This window comes from Pseudomonas sp. 8Z (assembly GCF_902506535.1).
Classification (GTDB): domain Bacteria; phylum Pseudomonadota; class Gammaproteobacteria; order Pseudomonadales; family Pseudomonadaceae; genus Aquipseudomonas.
In genome coordinates, this window is record NZ_LR733826.1 from 128728 (window position 1) to 144250 (window position 15523).

A 15523-nucleotide genomic window follows, 5' to 3' on the forward strand; every position below is an offset into this window, starting at 1 on the left:
GTTATCCACAATTTTTGTGGGTAACTCTGACTTCCCTCTTCGGGCGCTTGGGGTGTAGGCTGAGGGCTGGATTCCGCGAGGGTCGCCGCCATGCCGCGTAGCCTCTGCCTCACCCGAGACTGTCTGGGACTTGTTACCCGTATCGAGTGCGTAATCAAACCGCTGGCTGGTGATCGAGGCCTGTGGACGTTGATTTGCGCAGCAGGCATGGCGGGCTCTCAGCCCACGGCCATCAAGGCGCAAGGCCCATTCTTTGGGCCTCATGCTGCCGAAGAGGTACTCGCGGCTATCGTCCAGAGCCTAGCCCAGCAGGGCTACGGTGAATGTTCCGAACCTCCGATCTGGAGCCTGCACCAGCAGGCAGAACTGCGGCGGCTGAACGACTCACAGCGGCGCCATCCGGGGACTTATCGCTTGCGCCCCGATACTGACGGGCAAAGCTGAAGGCGCTGCGGCCCTGTGTTGTTGCCAGGTTTATCCACAATGTGCTGCATGCTTTGTCCTGCCTGCGCCGCTGGGTATACTCGCCGCCATTTCCGCCCCGAGTGAGACCTTCATGGAACGCTTTATCGAAAACGCGATGTATGCCTCGCGCTGGTTGTTGGCACCCATCTATTTTGGCCTGTCGCTCGCCTTGTTGGCTTTGGCACTGAAGTTTTTCCAAGAGATCTTCCACATCCTGCCGGTTGTCTTCGAGAAAACCGAGGCCGAGCTGATTCTGGTGCTGTTGTCGTTGATCGATATGGCGTTGGTCGGCGGCTTGCTGGTGATGGTGATGTTCTCCGGTTACGAGAATTTCGTGTCGCAACTGGATATCAGTGATGGCAAGGAGAAGTTGGAGTGGCTGGGCAAGATGGACTCCAGCTCGCTGAAGATGAAAGTGGCCGCGTCGATCGTTGCGATTTCCTCGATCCATCTGCTGCGCATGTTTATGGACGCCCAGCAGATCAGCGGCGAGAAACTGATGTGGTATGTGATCATCCACATGACTTTCGTGGTATCTGCCTTCGCCATGGGCTATCTGGACAAGCTGACCAAGCATAGCCACTGAGCTTTTATCGCGTTGAGCTGCCGCCCGGCCGTTGCATAACGGACGGGCGGTTTTCATTTGGGCCTTGTGCTTTTTAAATGCTGTACAAAAATTGTTTATGTATAGGTTTTTGTATAGCTTTATAGAGAACGAGGAGCGCTCATGAATCTGTCCGATCTTGCCATTCATGCCCAGGCTGGGCGTATAGACGAACTCAACCTGATCTCCCTGGAAGGTGGCATCTACCTGCTGGAGGCACGCATGGATGGGCGTGCTTATCCGCTTCACGACGAGCACGGTGTCACGTTGAACCTGCGCTCGGTCGAGCACGCCCGCGATGCGCTACAGGAAATGCCTACGCTGCCATTCTTCCTGGTGCACAGCTCGGTGCATGACGAGATGTGTGGCATGCCCACGGCTGATAACAGCCTGCGTGTGCCCATCGCCTTGCGTTCAGGGTGGTGACGGACGCTGCCGCCATGAGTGCACGCCGCCTGATTTTGCTACTGGGCGACCAGCTCACTCCTGGCCTCGGTGCTCTGGCCGACATTGACCCTGAGCGCGATCACCTGCTGCTGGCCGAGGTGATGGAGGAGGCCAGCCATGTACCGCATCATCCGAAGAAGATCGCCCTGATCTTCAGCGCCATGCGCCATTTCGCCGAGGCTCTGCGTGAGCGGGGGCTACAGGTGCACTACGTGACGCTGGACGATCCGGCCAACAGCGGCTCGCTGCCCGGCGAGTTGCAGCGCTGGACGCAGCAGCTTAACCCTGCCGAGGTGCACCTGACCGAGTGTGGTGACTGGCGCCTGGAACAGGCGCTGCGCCATTGCGGCGTGCCGATTCACTGGCACCCGGATACGCGTTTTCTCTGCTCGCGCGAAGCCTTCGCCGCCTGGGCGCAGGGACGCAAGCACTTGCGTATGGAGTTCTTCTACCGCGAGATGCGCCGCGCCAGCGGCCTGCTGCTGAACCCGGACGGCAGCCCCGAAGGCGGGGCCTGGAACTTCGATGCCGATAACCGCAAGGCCTTGCCCAAAGGCGTGCGGCCACCGGCGCCGTTGCGTATCGAAGCGGACGCTACTACCGCCGAGGTGCTGGAGTTGGTCGCGCAGCGCTTTGCCGATCACTACGGTCGCCTGGACGGCTTCGATTACCCGGTGACAGCCGAACAGGCCGAGCGCCTGTGGCGGTATTTCCTCGCTTATGGTCTGGCCGATTTCGGTGATTATCAGGACGCCATGGCCGATGGCGAACCCTTTCTCTTTCATTCGCGCATCAGCGCCGCGTTGAACATCGGCCTGCTCGACATGCGCCGACTGTGCAGCGAAGTGGAGGCGGCCTATCGCGCTGGCGAGGTGCCGTTGAACGCGGCCGAGGGTTTTATCCGCCAGTTGATCGGCTGGCGCGAGTACGTGCGTGGCATCTACTGGCTGCGCATGCCGGAGTACGCCGAGGGCAATACCTTCGGCAATGCGCGGGCGCTGCCGGCGTTCTACTGGACGGGGCAGACGCGCATGAACTGCATGCGCCAGGCCATCGGCCAGACCCTGGAGCACGCCTACGCGCACCATATCCAACGGCTGATGGTTACCGGTAACTTCGCCCTGCTTGCCGGCATCGCGCCCAAGGCCATCTGCGACTGGTACCTGGCCGTGTACATGGATGCCTTCGACTGGGTCGAGCTGCCCAATACCCTGGGCATGGTGATGCACGCCGACGGCGGTTACCTGGGCTCCAAGCCTTACTGCGCCAGCGGCCAGTACATCAAGCGCATGTCCAACCATTGCCAGGGGTGCAGTTACAAGGTGAGTGAAAGCACCGGCGAGTCGGCCTGTCCGTTCAATGCGTTGTATTGGCATTTTCTGATGCGCCACCGCGAGCGCTTGGAGCGCAACCCGCGCATCGGCATGGTTTACCGCAACCTGGCGAGGATGAGCGAGGCCAAGCAACAAGCGCTTTGGGGCTGGGGCGAGCGTTTGCTGGCACGACTCGATGCCGGGGAGATGCTGTGAGCAAGAGCAAGTTGCCGGTCAAGACCTGCTTGGTCTGCGGCCTGCCCTTTACCTGGCGCAAGAAGTGGGCGCGTTGTTGGGACGAGGTGCGCTATTGCTCCGAGCGTTGTCGGCGGGGGCGCAACGCCCTGTAGATTCAGACAGTCGCCGCTGAAGCGCCTCCCACGGAATGTGCGCTGTGGGCGGGGCTTTAGCCGCGACAGGCTTGGCACCTTGCCGTGACCTCGCGCCGGGCTTCTGTGCTAGTCTGGCCGACCTTTTTGTAGCCCCTAGCGGAGCCTTTCATGTCCGAATTTACCTTCAGCCCCGATCTGTCCTCCGACGAAGGCCGCGTCAGCTACGGCATCGGCCGCCAACTCGGTGGTCAACTGCGCGACAACCCGCCGCCGGGCGTTGATCTGACTGCCATCCTCGCCGGTCTGACCGATGCCTTCAGCGGCCAGGCCAGCCGCGTTTCCGAGGCTGAGCTGGGCGCTAGCTTCAAGGTTATCCGCGAAATCATGCAGGCTGAGGCCGCTGCCAAGGCTGAAGCCGCTGCCGGCGAAGGTCGCGCCTATCTGGTCGAGAACGCCAAGCGTGAAGGCGTCACCGTGTTGGCCTCCGGCCTGCAGTACGAAGTGCTGGTAGCGGGCGAGGGCGCCAAGCCGTCGGCTGACGATCAGGTGCGTACCCACTACCACGGCACCCTGATCGACGGCACTGTGTTCGACAGCTCCTACGAGCGCGGTCAGCCGGCAGAATTTCCGGTCGGCGGCGTGATTCCGGGCTGGGTCGAAGCCCTGCAACTGATGGGCACTGGTAGCAAATGGCGTCTGCACGTACCGAGCGAGCTGGCCTACGGCGCGCAAGGTGTAGGCAGCATCCCGCCGCACAGTGTGCTGGTATTCGATGTCGAGCTGCTCGACATCCTGTAAGAGTCGTTAACGGCCTGCTGCGCGTCGGCGCTACTGCGTTAAAAACAAGCGAGTAATGCTCATGTACAAAAGTACACTGCGCTCACTCGCTTGTTTTTGCCTTGTATCGCTCTAGCTCGCGATGCCGGAGAAAGGTTTTTAGGGTGGACAAGGCTGTTTTTGTCCACCATGGCGGCGGTGGACGGGTGAAGCGTCGTCCACCCTACGATCGAGCGGCCCTCTGCCATGGCAGGGGGCCGTTGCATTTCAGGGCGGGCGAAATGCCTGGGCGTCGCAGTTTGTAGGGTGGACAAGGCTGTTCTTGTCCACCACGGCGACGGTGGACGGGTGAAGCGTCGGTCCACCCTACGATCGAGCGGCCCTCTGCCATGGCAGGGAGCGTTGCGTTTCAGGACGGGCGCAAGGCCCGGGCGTAGCAGAACAGGAACAGGCTGCGCACCAGCTCCTTGAGCACGCTGGGCTCGTTTGAGTTGAGTTCGTGCAAATCCAGATCGCCCTGGTCGCGCAGCTCGTCCAGCGCATCTTCTTCCAGCACAGCGCAGACTTCGCCGGTCTGGCGGTTGAGGATTCGCAGGTAGGGATGTGGCCGATCCAGCCAGGCATCGATGAGGTAGGTCATGGCAGTTCTCCTTGGCCGTTAATATGTAAATGAGAATAATTACTATTACATAAATAGCAAGGACCAATTACGACCTTTTGTCGCTTCCGTGAGTCAGGTGCTGGCGATAAAGGGATTGTGGGAGGGGCCTGAGCCGCGACAGTCGCCGCTAAAGCACCTCCCACTGGATCGGTCAGTGCGCCTCTTGCTGCGGTTTGGCATCCGGCTTGGCCAGCAGGCTGTACACGCAGGGCAGGACGAACAGGGTGAACAGTGTGCCGACGCTCATGCCGGTGGCGATCACCAGGCCTATGTCGAAACGGCTCACCGCACCGGCACCGCTGGCGAGGATCAGCGGCACCATGCCGAACACCATGGCCGCGGTAGTCATCAGCACCGGGCGCAGGCGGATGGCGGCGGCTTCTTCGATGGCTTCGCGCACGTTCAGCCCCTTCTCGCGGCGTAGCTGGTTAGCGAACTCGACGATAAGGATGCCGTGCTTGCTGATCAGACCGATCAGTGTCACCAGGCCCACCTGGGTGTAGATGTTCATGCTTGAGAAGCCGAGGAAGATTGGCACTAGCGCGCCGCAGATCGACAGCGGCACGGTGACCAGAATCACCAGCGGGTCGCGGAAGCTCTCGAACTGCGCCGCCAGCACCAGGAAGATGATCGCCAGCGCCAGACCGAAGGTGAGCAACAGTGCGCTGCCTTCCTGCACGTATTGGCGCGAGGCGCCGGCGTAGTCGTAGCTGTAGCCGCGTGGCGCTTCCTCACGGGTGATCTGGGTGATGGTGTCCACCGCCTCGCCCATGCTGACGATGGGCACACCCTGGATGATGACCGAGTTGAGTTGCTGGAACTGGTTGAGCTTGGTCGGGCGGGCGCGGTCACTGACGCGGATCAGCGTACCCAGCGGCACCATCTGGCCGCTTTCGCTGCGCACATAGTAGCTGTCGAGCCAGCCCGGATTGTCGCGGTAGGCGCGCTCCACCTGGGCGATCACCTTGTAGCTGCGGCCGTCGATGGTGAAACGGTTGATTTCACCCTCGCCGAGCAGGCTGGCCAGCGTGGTGCCCAGATCCTGCATCGATACGCCCATCTGCGCGGCTTTCTCGCGGTCGATGTCGACCACGACCTCCGGCTTATCGAAGGCCAGGTCGATGTCGAGGAAGGCGAACTTGCCCGACTCCTGCGCGCGTGCCTTGACCCGCTGGGCCACTTGCAGCAGCGACTCATAGTCGTTTGGTGTGTTGATCACGAACTGAAACGGCAGGCCTTCACCGGTGCCCGGCAGCGATGGCAGGTTGAAGCCGAATACCTGCAGGCCGGGGATTTGGTCGAGTTTGGCTTGTACTTCGGGAAGGATCGCCATTTGCGTGCGCTCACGCTCGTCCCAGGGCTTGAGCAGAAAGCCGCCAATACCTGACTGCACGCCATTGAAACCGTTGATTTGGAACGAGGAGTAATACTCGGGGAACGTCTTGAAAATTTCGACAAACTGCTTGGAATAAGCGTTCATGTAGTTGAGGTTGGTGGGCTGTGGCGACTGGCTCATCATGAATACGATGCCTTGGTCTTCATCCGGTGCTAGCTCGTTCTTGGAGAACGACAGCAGCGCCGGAATCAGCGCCATCACAATCAGGCCGAACACCACCACGACAGGCCGGGTATTGAGCGTGCCGTGCAGGGCGCGCTGGTAGCGCCGCTTGAGCGTGTCGAAGATCTGATCCAGGCGATGTGCCAGGCCCGACGGGTTTTCCTCATGACGCAGCAGCTTGGCGCACATCATCGGCGAGAGGGTCAGGGCGACGATACCGGAGATGATCACCGCGCCGGCCAGGGTCAGGGCGAACTCCTTGAACAGCGCGCCAGTCAGGCCTTCGAGAAAACCGATAGGGGCATACACCGCGGCCAGGGTGATGGTCATGGAAATCACCGGCACGGCGATCTCACGTGCGCCTTCGAGGGCGGCATCGAACGGCGTCTTGCCCTCTTCGATATGGCGGTGGATGTTCTCTACCACGACGATGGCGTCGTCCACCACCAGGCCGATGGCCAGCACCATCGCCAGCAAGGTGAGCAGGTTGATCGAGTAACCCATCAACTGCATGAAGAACAACACACCGACCATCGACAGCGGAATGGTGACCACCGGGATCAGCACCGAGCGCAAGGCGCCGAGGAACAGGAACACCACGACTATGACGATCAGCACCGCTTCGCCGAGGGTCTTCACCACCTCGTCGATGGATGCCTGGATGAACTCGGTGGCGTCGTAGGCGATGGCCACCTTGAGGTTCGGCGGCAGTTGCGCCTCCAACTCCGGCATAGCCGCGCGCACGTTCTTGATCACATCCAGCGGGTTGGCGCTGGGTGTGGCCTTGATTGCGATGTACACCGAGGGGATGCCGTCGAACGAACTGATCGAGTCGTAGTTCTCTGCGCCCATTTCCACGCGGGCGATATCGCGCACTAGCACGCGGCTGTCACCCATCGTCTTCACCGGAATGGCGGCGAAAGCATCGGCGGATTTCAGGTCGGTACTGGCGTTGATGCTGGTGACCACGTACTCGCCCTTCACCTCGCCGGCAGCGGAGAGGAAGTTGTACTTGCGCACCGCGTCGTTGAGGTCGCTGGCGGTGACGCCGTAGGCGGCCATCTTCACTGGGTCGAGCCACAGGCGCATGGCGAACACCTGGTTACCGAGGATCTGCGCCTCGGCCATGCCGGGCAGCGTGGCCAGCTTGGGCTGGATGACGCGCGACAGGTAATCGGTGATCTGCGGGTTGGACAGCTCACTGCTGTAGAAACTCACGTACATCAGCGCCGAAGCGTCGGCGGCTTCTTTGCTCAGCACCGGGTCTTCGGCGTCCTGCGGCAGTTGGTTTTTCACCTCGTTGGCCTTGGCCAGTAGTTCGGTGAACAGGCGGTCGCTGTTGGCGCCGATGCGCGCGTAGATGGAGATGGTGGACAGATTCTGCTGGCTCGACGAGGTCATGTAGTCGATGCCTTCGGCGCTGGCCAGGCTCTGTTGCAGCGGTTGGGTGATGTAACCCTGGATCGTTTCGGCGTTGGCGCCCGGATAGGCAGTGGTGACCGTGATCAGGGCGTTTTCCATCTGCGGGTACTGGCGGATGACCAGCTTGCTGAATGCCTGGATGCCGAGCAGGACGATCAGCAGGCTGACCACGGTGGCCAGCACGGGGCGACGGATGAACGGATCGGTGAAAGCCATGATGATTTCCTTGGCTGTTGCCCCCCCGGTCGCCGATCTGGCGGCGGCCGGGAGACTGGTCAGTTGGTGCCGGGCTGGACGGTGTCGGGCTGCACGGGATCGTCGACGATGGCCACGTGCGCGCCGTTGTCGAGCTTCAACTGGCCCGAGGTGACCACCTGCTGGCCGGCTTGCAGGCCTTTGAGAATCACCACGCGCCCGTCACGGCGTTCGCCAGTGCTGACGAAGTGGCGCTCGACCAGCAGTTGCGGCTTGCCGTCGCTGTCCTTGACCCGCTCGCCCTGGTCGTCCTTCTGCTCGTCGATCAGGTACACCGAGTTGCCGTACAGGGTGTAGGTGATGGCGGTTTCCGGCACGGAGACGCGCGCAGGGTTGCCCGGCAGCAAAACCTGCAGGTTGGCGAACATGCCTGGCAGCAGCTTCTCGTCCGGGTTGGCCAGGGTGGCGCGCACTTGCAGGTTGCGGGTCTCGTTCTCCACCTTGGGGTTGATCGCGCTGATGCGCCCTTCGAAGATTTCGCCGGGGTAGGCGGCGACGCTGATCAGCACGCGCTGGCCGACGGCCAACTGCGGTGCGTGCTGTTCGGGCAGGAAGAAGTCGACGTTCAGCCGCGATAGATCCTGCAGGGTGGCGATGGTCGCACCCGGCGACAGATACGCGCCAGGGTCGACCTGACGAATGCCGATGGTGCCGGTGAAGGGCGCGCTGATGCGCTTTTTGTCCAGTTGCGCCTTGAACTGGGCGACACTGGCGGTGGCTTGCTGCAGGGTCGAGGCCAGGCGGTCGAACTCGCTCTTGGAGATGTTCGAGCGGCTGACCAGACTGCGCCCGCGCTCGAATTCGATCTGCGCCAGGCTGCGCTCGGCTTCGGCGGTGGCCAGGCTGGCACGCTCAACCTCACTGTCGAGTTGCAGCAACGGCTGGCCATGCTCGACCTTCTGCCCGGACTCGAACAACACCTCGCGCACGATGCCAGTGACCTCGCCTGACAGATCCACACCCTGATACGCCTTGAGCGTACCAATGGCCGCTAGGCGCTCCTGCCATGGCTGCTCGACAGCGGTTGCCGCCGAAATATTGATGGCCGGGCGCGGCGCCGAGAACATCTGGATTTGTTGGTAGATCGAGAAGCCTTTGTAGGCGGCGAGGGCGAGTACCACTGCAACGACGGCACCCAGCATGATCAGCATGCGGCGGAGCAACATATTCCATTTCCTTGGCAAATCGGTGCGAGCCTGGAATAGGCGAATTGCGCACGATAGTGCCAACCTCGAATGCTGTCAAAACGCTTGATCCTGCAAGGTTTCAACCCTTGCAGGTGGCGAGCAATGATGATGGCGCGCGTTATTGAGCGTATCTTGCCCCATGACCAATGGATGGATGATCAAGGCCTGGATAATGAGTGATTTCGACTGGCACCGTGAGCCCATCACGGCAGAAACGCCTGTGACCGGGAACTATCGAAATACCCAGAATGTGCGCCGCTTCCTGACCGCGTCTTGCGGCCCGGCCTTTAAGTTCGATCGTGAACTCATGGCCTGGATCAACAATGGCGAGCCCAAGACCATGGGGGACGTGGCTGCACAGTGGCGCCAGCGCCAGCAGGGGCAATAGTGGGCTGTGGTGCCCTGTCGCGCCGCAATGGCGTCATCCACCCGCTTGGGGGCTGTCCAGTCGTCTTATCCGCTCAAGGTGTTCGCTGACTATCACCCGTTCTATTTTCGCGTGAAGCCGCGGCGGGGGATTTGTCCGGTGCCGGTGCGCGCATGCTCGTGTGCTGAGCCTAGGCAGTTGCCTGGGTTACTCTGGGCAACCCAGGCGGCGCCTGCTAGCGATTGAGCGCGAGCATGTCCTTGATTACCGCCTCGGCGACGCGGATGCCGTCTACCCCGGCAGAGAGAATGCCGCCGGCGTAACCCGCGCCTTCGCCCGCCGGGTACAGGCCCTTGAGGTTCAGGCTCTGCATCTCGGCATTGCGGGTGATGCGTACCGGCGAGGAGGTGCGCGTTTCGATGCCGGTCAGCACGGCGTCATGCAGGTCGAAGCCCTTGATCTGCTTGGCGAAGGCGGGGATCGCCTCACGAATCGCAGCGATGGCGAAGTCCGGCAGCGACGGCGCCAGGTCGCCCAGGCGCACGCCCGGTTTGTACGACGGTTGTACCTCGCCAAGGGCGGTAGACGGCGTGCCCTTGATGAAGTCGCCGACCAATTGCCCCGGCGCCTCGTAGTTGCGCCCGCCGAGCACGTAGGCGTGCGATTCCAGGCGCTCCTGCAGTTCCACGCCAGCCAGCGGGCCGCCTGGGTAATCCTGCTCGGGGGTGATGCCGACGACGATGCCAGCGTTGGCGTTGCGCTCATTGCGCGAATACTGGCTCATACCGTTGGTGACCACACGCTCCGGCTCGGAGGTGGCGGCGACCACGGTGCCGCCGGGGCACATGCAGAAGCTGTACACCGCGCGGCCATTGCTGGCGTGGTGCACCAGTTTGTAGTCGGCGGCGCCCAGCTTGGGGTGGCCGGCGTATTTGCCCAGGCGCGCGTTGTCGATCAGCGACTGCGGATGCTCGATGCGGAAACCCACCGAGAACGGCTTGGCTTCCAGGTACACGCCACGGGCATGCAGCATGCGGAAGGTATCGCGCGAGCTGTGGCCGAGGGCCAGGACGACATGGCGGCTGTGCAGTTGCTCGCCGCTTTCCAGCACAACGCCGGTAAGCTGCTCGTCTTCGATCAGCAGGTCGCTGACGCGCTGCTGGAAGCGCACTTCACCGCCGAGGGCTTTGATCTCTTCGCGCATGGTGGCGACCACGCCGGTGAGGCGGAAGGTGCCGATGTGCGGCTTGTTGATGTAGAGGATTTCGTCCGGCGCACCGGCCTTGACGAACTCCTCCAGCACCTTGCGTCCGTGGTGCTGCGGGTCCTTGATCTGGCTGTACAGCTTGCCGTCGGAGAAGGTGCCGGCGCCGCCTTCGCCGAACTGCACGTTGGACGTCGGGTCGAGCACATTCTTGCGCCACAGGCCCCAGGTGTCCTTGGTGCGCTGACGCACTTCCTTGCCGCGTTCGAGGACGATTGGGCGCAGGCCTGCTTGCGCCAGCAGCAGCGCAGCGAAGATGCCGCAGGGGCCGAAACCGACCACAATGGGGCGCTCGTCCAGTGCTGCCTCGGCCTTGCCCACTGGCTTGTAGCGGATATCCGGGGCGACGCTGACATGACGGTCGCCGTCGAGACGGGCGAGCAGGGCCGCTTCGTCCTTGATCTCGCAGTCGACGATATAGATGAACGGCATGTCGCCGAAGCGCTTGCGCGCATCGTAGCTGCGCTTGAACACGGTGAAGGCGAGCAGCTCGGCGTCATCAATGCCAAGGCGCTGGACAATGGCCGGGCGCAGGGCCTCTTCGGGGTGGTCGAGCGGCAGTTTCAGTTCGGTCAGGCGAATCATGGCGGGTATCCAGCAGGGCCGGTGGTGATCCGGCAGGGTGTGAAAAGGGCGGTGATTGTACAGGATCACCGCCCGCCGGTCGCCGCTGCGGCATTGCGCGAGGCCGATTGCGCGAGCGCTGCCGCCTTACCTCAACCGCGATAGTAGCGCTGCGGCACGAAGGGCGTTTTCGCCACTTTCATCGGCACGCGCTTGCCACGCACCACGGCCCACACGTCGCTGTCGATGGCGCTGTGGCTGGCGTTGACGTAGCCCATGGCCAGCGGTGCGCCGAGGCTCGGGCCGAAGCCGCCGCTGCATACCTGGCCGATCACCGTGCCGTCTGCGTCGACGATTTCCGCGCCTTCACGCACCGGCACGCGCTCCTGCGGTAGCAGGCCGACGCGCTTGCGCGCCACGCCTTTTTGCTGCTGCTCGAACACGCGCTCGGCGCCGGGGAAGTTGCCGGCGCGCGCGCCACCCTCGCGACGCACCTTGGAGATGGCCCACAGCAGGCTGGCCTCGATCGGCGAGGTGGCGCTGCTCATGTCGTGGCCGTACAGGCATAGGCCGGCTTCCAGGCGCAGCGAGTCACGCGCACCGAGGCCGATGGCTTCGACTTCCGCCTCGGCCAGCAGGCTGCGCGCCAGGGCTTCGGCCTGCTCGACGGCGACGGAAATCTCGAAACCGTCTTCGCCGGTGTAGCCGCTGCGGCTGACGATGCACTCGCTGCCCAGCAGGTTGACGCGAGCGACCTGCATAAAGGTCATCTTGCTCACTTCAGGTGCCAGGCGGGCCAGCACATCGACTGCCTTCGGGCCTTGCAGGGCGAGCAGGGCGCGTTCTTCGAACAGGCATTCGATCTGGCACTGTTCGCCAATGTGCTTGTTCAGGTGGGCCAAGTCCTGATGTTTGCAGGCGGCGTTGACCACCAGATACAGGGTGTCGTCACCCAGGTTGGCGACCATTAGGTCGTCGAGGATGCCGCCCTGGGCGTCGGTGAACATGGCGTAGCGCTGCGTACCCACCGGCAGGTCGATGATGTCCACTGGCACCAGGGTTTCCAGCGCACGCGCGGCGTGTTCGCCACGTAGGAGGATCTGGCCCATGTGCGACACGTCGAACAGGCCGGCGGCGTCGCGGCTGTGCAGGTGTTCCTTCATCACGCCCAGCGGGTATTGCACGGGCATGTCATAGCCAGCGAAAGGCACCATGCGCGCGCCGAGTTCGAGGTGCAGGGCGTGCAATGGCGTCTTGGCGAGGGTTTCGGTAGTCATCGGAAAAATCCTTGAAAAGGCCCTGCGCACCTGGCGCGAGGCGTTTCGCGAGTCGTAGCCCGGATGCAATCCGGGGGCTTTGGCGGGCCTCCCCGGTTGCATCCCCGGATTGCATCCGGGCTACGGGCTGGACGCAGAACAGTCCCCTTTCCCCTCGGGGAAAGGGAAGGTTCATTACGCGTCCTGATATGCCTCGATGGACGGGCAGGCGCAGACCAGGTTGCGGTCGCCGTAGACGTTGTCCACGCGGCCCACCGGCGGCCAGTACTTGGCCTCGATCAGGCTGGCGATCGGGTACACGGCCTGCTCGCGGCTGTAGGCGTGGTTCCACTCGCCAACCAACTCCAGGGCGGTGTGTGGGGCGTTCTTCAGCGGGTTGTCGTCTTTATCCAGACGGCCTTGCTCGACTGCGCGAATTTCCTCGCGAATGGTGATCATGGCGTCGCAGAAGCGATCCAGCTCTTCCTTGGACTCGCTCTCGGTCGGCTCGATCATCAGCGTGCCAGCCACCGGGAAGGACATGGTCGGGGCGTGGAAGCCGAAGTCGATCAGGCGCTTGGCCACGTCGTCGACGCTGATGCCGCTGCTATCTTTCAGCGGGCGGATATCGAGGATGCACTCGTGCGCCACCAGGCCGCCTTCGCCGGAGTACAGCACCGGGTAGTGCTCTTCCAGGCGACGGGCGATGTAGTTGGCGTTGAGAATCGCCATCTGCGACGCACGCTTGAGGCCGTCGCCACCCATCATGCTGATGTACATCCAGGTGATCGGCAGGATGCTGGCGCTGCCGAACGGCGCGGCGCTTACCGCCCCGACCTGGCGTGCCATGCTGGCATGGCCTGGCAGGAACGGCGCCAGGTGCGACTTGACGCCAATCGGGCCGACGCCCGGACCGCCGCCGCCGTGCGGGATGCAGAAGGTCTTGTGCAGGTTCAGGTGCGAGACGTCGCCGCCGAACTGGCCCGGCGCGCAGAGGCCGACCATGGCGTTCATATTGGCGCCGTCGATGTACACCTGGCCGCCGTTGGCGTGGATGATCTGGCAGATTTCGCGGATGCCTTCCTCGAACACACCGTGGGTGGACGGGTAGGTGATCATGATGGCGGCCAGGCGATCCCTGTGCTCTTCGGCCTTGGCTTTCAGATCGGCGATGTCGACGTTGCCACGGCTGTCACAGGCGGTCACCACCACACGCATGCCGGCCATGGAGGCGGTCGCCGGGTTGGTGCCGTGGGCCGATTGCGGGATCAGGCAGATGTTGCGCTGATCCTCGCCACGGCTCATGTGGTAGGCGCGGATGGCCAAGAGACCTGCGTACTCACCTTGGGAGCCTGCGTTGGGCTGCAGCGACACGGCGTCGTAGCCAGTGGCGGCGCAGAGCATGGCTTCCAGCTCAGTGGTCAGTTGGCTGTAACCGGCAGCCTGCTCGGCGGGCGCGAAGGGGTGCAGGTTGCCGAATTCCGGCCAGGTGACCGGGATCATCTCGCTGGCGGCGTTGAGCTTCATGGTGCAGGAGCCCAGCGGGATCATGCTGCGATCCAGGGCCAGATCCTTGTCAGCCAGCTTGCGCAGGTAGCGCATCAGCTCGGTTTCGCTGTGGTAGCGGTTGAACACGGCGTGCGTGAGGATCGCCGACTGGCGCAGCAGGTTCTGCGGCAGGCGGCTGGCGATCTGTGCGGCCAGGTCGCTGACGGCAGGGGCGGCTTGCTCACCGGCGAACAGTGCCAGCAAGGCCTCGACGGCAGCCTGGTCGGTGGTTTCGTCCAGCGACAGGCCGAGACGCCCGGCGTCGATCTCGCGCAGGTTGATGCCGGCAGCACGGGCCTTGGCATGCAGCTCGGCGGTCTTGGCGCCAGTCTTGATGCTCAGGGTGTCGAAGAAGTGCTGCTGCTCGACGCTGTGGCCCAGCTTGGTCAGGCCCAGGGCGAGAATGGCGGTGAAGCTGTGTACGCGCTGAGCGATTTCGCTCAGGCCTTTCGGGCCGTGGTACACGGCGTACATGCTGGCGATGTTGGCCAGCAGCACCTGCGCGGTACAGATGTTACTGGTGGCCTTCTCGCGGCGGATGTGCTGCTCGCGGGTCTGCATGGCCAGGCGCAGGGCCGGCTTGCCGAAGCGGTCGACCGACATGCCGACCAGGCGGCCCGGCATGTCGCGCTTGAACGCGTCGCGGGTGGCGAAGTAAGCAGCGTGCGGGCCACCGAAGCCCAGCGGCACACCGAAGCGTTGGGCGCTGCCCAGGGCGACGTCGGCGCCGAACTCGCCCGGCGGGGTGAGCAGGGTCAGGGCCAGCAGATCGGCGGCTACGGCGACCAGGGCATTGGCGGCGTGGAAGCGCTCGACCAGGGCGCGGTAGTCGAAGATGTCACCATTGCTGGCCGGGTACTGCAGCAGCGCGCCGAAGTAAGCGCTGGCGTCGGTGATGGCGGCCTCGTCGCCGACTTCAACCTCGATGCCCAGCGGCTCGGCACGGGTGCGCAGCACGTCGAGGGTCTGCGGGTGGCAGTGCTGGGAGGCGAAGAAGGTGTTGCTGGCTTTGTTCTTCGACAGGCGCTTGCAGAAGGTCATCGCTTCGGCGGCCGCGGTGGCTTCATCCAGCAGCGACGCGTTGGCGATCTGCATGCCGGTGAGGTCGCTGATCAGGGTCTGGAAGTTCAGCAGCGCTTCCAGGCGGCCCTGGGAAATTTCCGGCTGGTACGGGGTGTAGGCGGTGTACCAGGCCGGGTTTTCCAGCAAGTTGCGCAGAATCGGGCTCGGCGTGTGGGTGCCGTAGTAACCCTGGCCGATGTAGTTCTTGAACTGCTGATTCTTGGCGGCGATAGCCTTGATGCGCGCCAGGGCGTCGGCTTCCGACAGGCCCGGCTGCGCGCCGAGGATGCTGGTGCCCTTGATGCTCTCGGGAATCACCGCATTGGTCAGCGCGTCGACCGAGTCATAGCCGAGCAGTTCGAGCATGGCGGCGGTGTCGGCATCGCGCGGGCCGATGTGGCGGGCGATGAATTCGTTCTGGGTATCGAGCTTGGTCATGGC

General features: G+C 63.2%; 13 protein-coding genes. 7 read left to right on the top strand and 6 right to left on the bottom strand.

Annotation, left to right across the window (positions count from 1 at the left end):
• Positions 1–90: 90 nt before the first annotated feature.
• The 6 genes from AERO9A_RS09945 (at position 91) to AERO9A_RS09970 (ending at position 3959) form a co-directional block, all read left to right on the top strand.
• Positions 91–444 carry a hypothetical protein gene (locus AERO9A_RS09945; RefSeq protein ID WP_159971807.1) on the top strand — a complete coding sequence of 118 codons (354 nt, stop codon included), beginning with the start codon at positions 91–93 and terminating at the stop codon, positions 442–444.
• Positions 445–556: 112 nt separating this feature from the next.
• Positions 557–1051: a TIGR00645 family protein gene (locus AERO9A_RS09950; RefSeq protein ID WP_159971808.1), complete on the top strand. Its 495-nt coding sequence runs from the start codon at positions 557–559 to the stop codon at positions 1049–1051.
• 141 nt (positions 1052–1192) lie between these two features.
• Complete coding sequence (locus tag AERO9A_RS09955; RefSeq protein ID WP_159971809.1) at positions 1193–1495, top strand: DUF6482 family protein; 303 nt, start codon at positions 1193–1195, stop codon at positions 1493–1495.
• A gap of 14 nt (positions 1496–1509) precedes the next feature.
• Complete coding sequence (locus AERO9A_RS09960; RefSeq protein WP_159971810.1) at positions 1510–3045, top strand: cryptochrome/photolyase family protein; 1536 nt, start codon at positions 1510–1512, stop codon at positions 3043–3045.
• Entirely contained in the window at positions 3042–3179 is a 138-nt protein-coding gene (locus tag AERO9A_RS09965) for a DUF2256 domain-containing protein (protein ID WP_159971811.1), read from the top strand. Before AERO9A_RS09960 ends, AERO9A_RS09965 begins: the two co-directional genes overlap by 4 nt.
• Positions 3180–3329: 150 nt before the next feature.
• Entirely contained in the window at positions 3330–3959 is a 630-nt protein-coding gene (locus AERO9A_RS09970; protein ID WP_159971812.1) for an FKBP-type peptidyl-prolyl cis-trans isomerase, read from the top strand.
• Between the two features lie 388 nt (positions 3960–4347).
• Here the strand turns inward: AERO9A_RS09970 and AERO9A_RS09975 are convergent, their stop codons facing one another.
• From AERO9A_RS09975 to AERO9A_RS09985, 3 genes are all read right to left on the bottom strand, one after another.
• Positions 4348–4578: a hypothetical protein gene (locus tag AERO9A_RS09975; protein ID WP_159971813.1), complete on the bottom strand. Its 231-nt coding sequence runs from the start codon at positions 4576–4578 to the stop codon at positions 4348–4350.
• 172 nt (positions 4579–4750) lie between these two features.
• Positions 4751–7795 carry a multidrug efflux RND transporter permease subunit gene (locus AERO9A_RS09980; RefSeq protein WP_159971814.1) on the bottom strand — a complete coding sequence of 1015 codons (3045 nt, stop codon included), beginning with the start codon at positions 7793–7795 and terminating at the stop codon, positions 4751–4753.
• Positions 7796–7854: 59 nt separating this feature from the next.
• Complete coding sequence (locus tag AERO9A_RS09985) at positions 7855–9000, bottom strand: efflux RND transporter periplasmic adaptor subunit (protein WP_159971815.1); 1146 nt, start codon at positions 8998–9000, stop codon at positions 7855–7857.
• A gap of 193 nt (positions 9001–9193) precedes the next feature.
• On the opposite strand from AERO9A_RS09985, the gene AERO9A_RS09990 reads away from it, so the two are divergent.
• Positions 9194–9409 (top strand): DUF6434 domain-containing protein, encoded by a 216-nt coding sequence (locus AERO9A_RS09990; protein ID WP_178111125.1) that lies wholly within the window; start codon positions 9194–9196, stop codon positions 9407–9409.
• 214 nt (positions 9410–9623) lie between these two features.
• On the opposite strand, the gene AERO9A_RS09995 is transcribed toward AERO9A_RS09990, so the two are convergent.
• From AERO9A_RS09995 to gcvP, 3 genes are all read right to left on the bottom strand, one after another.
• Positions 9624–11237 (bottom strand): NAD(P)/FAD-dependent oxidoreductase, encoded by a 1614-nt coding sequence (locus AERO9A_RS09995; RefSeq protein ID WP_159971817.1) that lies wholly within the window; start codon positions 11235–11237, stop codon positions 9624–9626.
• A gap of 131 nt (positions 11238–11368) precedes the next feature.
• Positions 11369–12493, bottom strand: a complete 1125-nt coding sequence (gene gcvT, locus AERO9A_RS10000; RefSeq protein ID WP_159971818.1) for a glycine cleavage system aminomethyltransferase GcvT — start codon at positions 12491–12493, stop codon at positions 11369–11371.
• A 174-nt stretch (positions 12494–12667) separates the two neighbouring features.
• Complete coding sequence (gene gcvP, locus AERO9A_RS10005) at positions 12668–15520, bottom strand: aminomethyl-transferring glycine dehydrogenase (protein ID WP_159971819.1); 2853 nt, start codon at positions 15518–15520, stop codon at positions 12668–12670.
• Positions 15521–15523 lie beyond the last annotated feature (3 nt).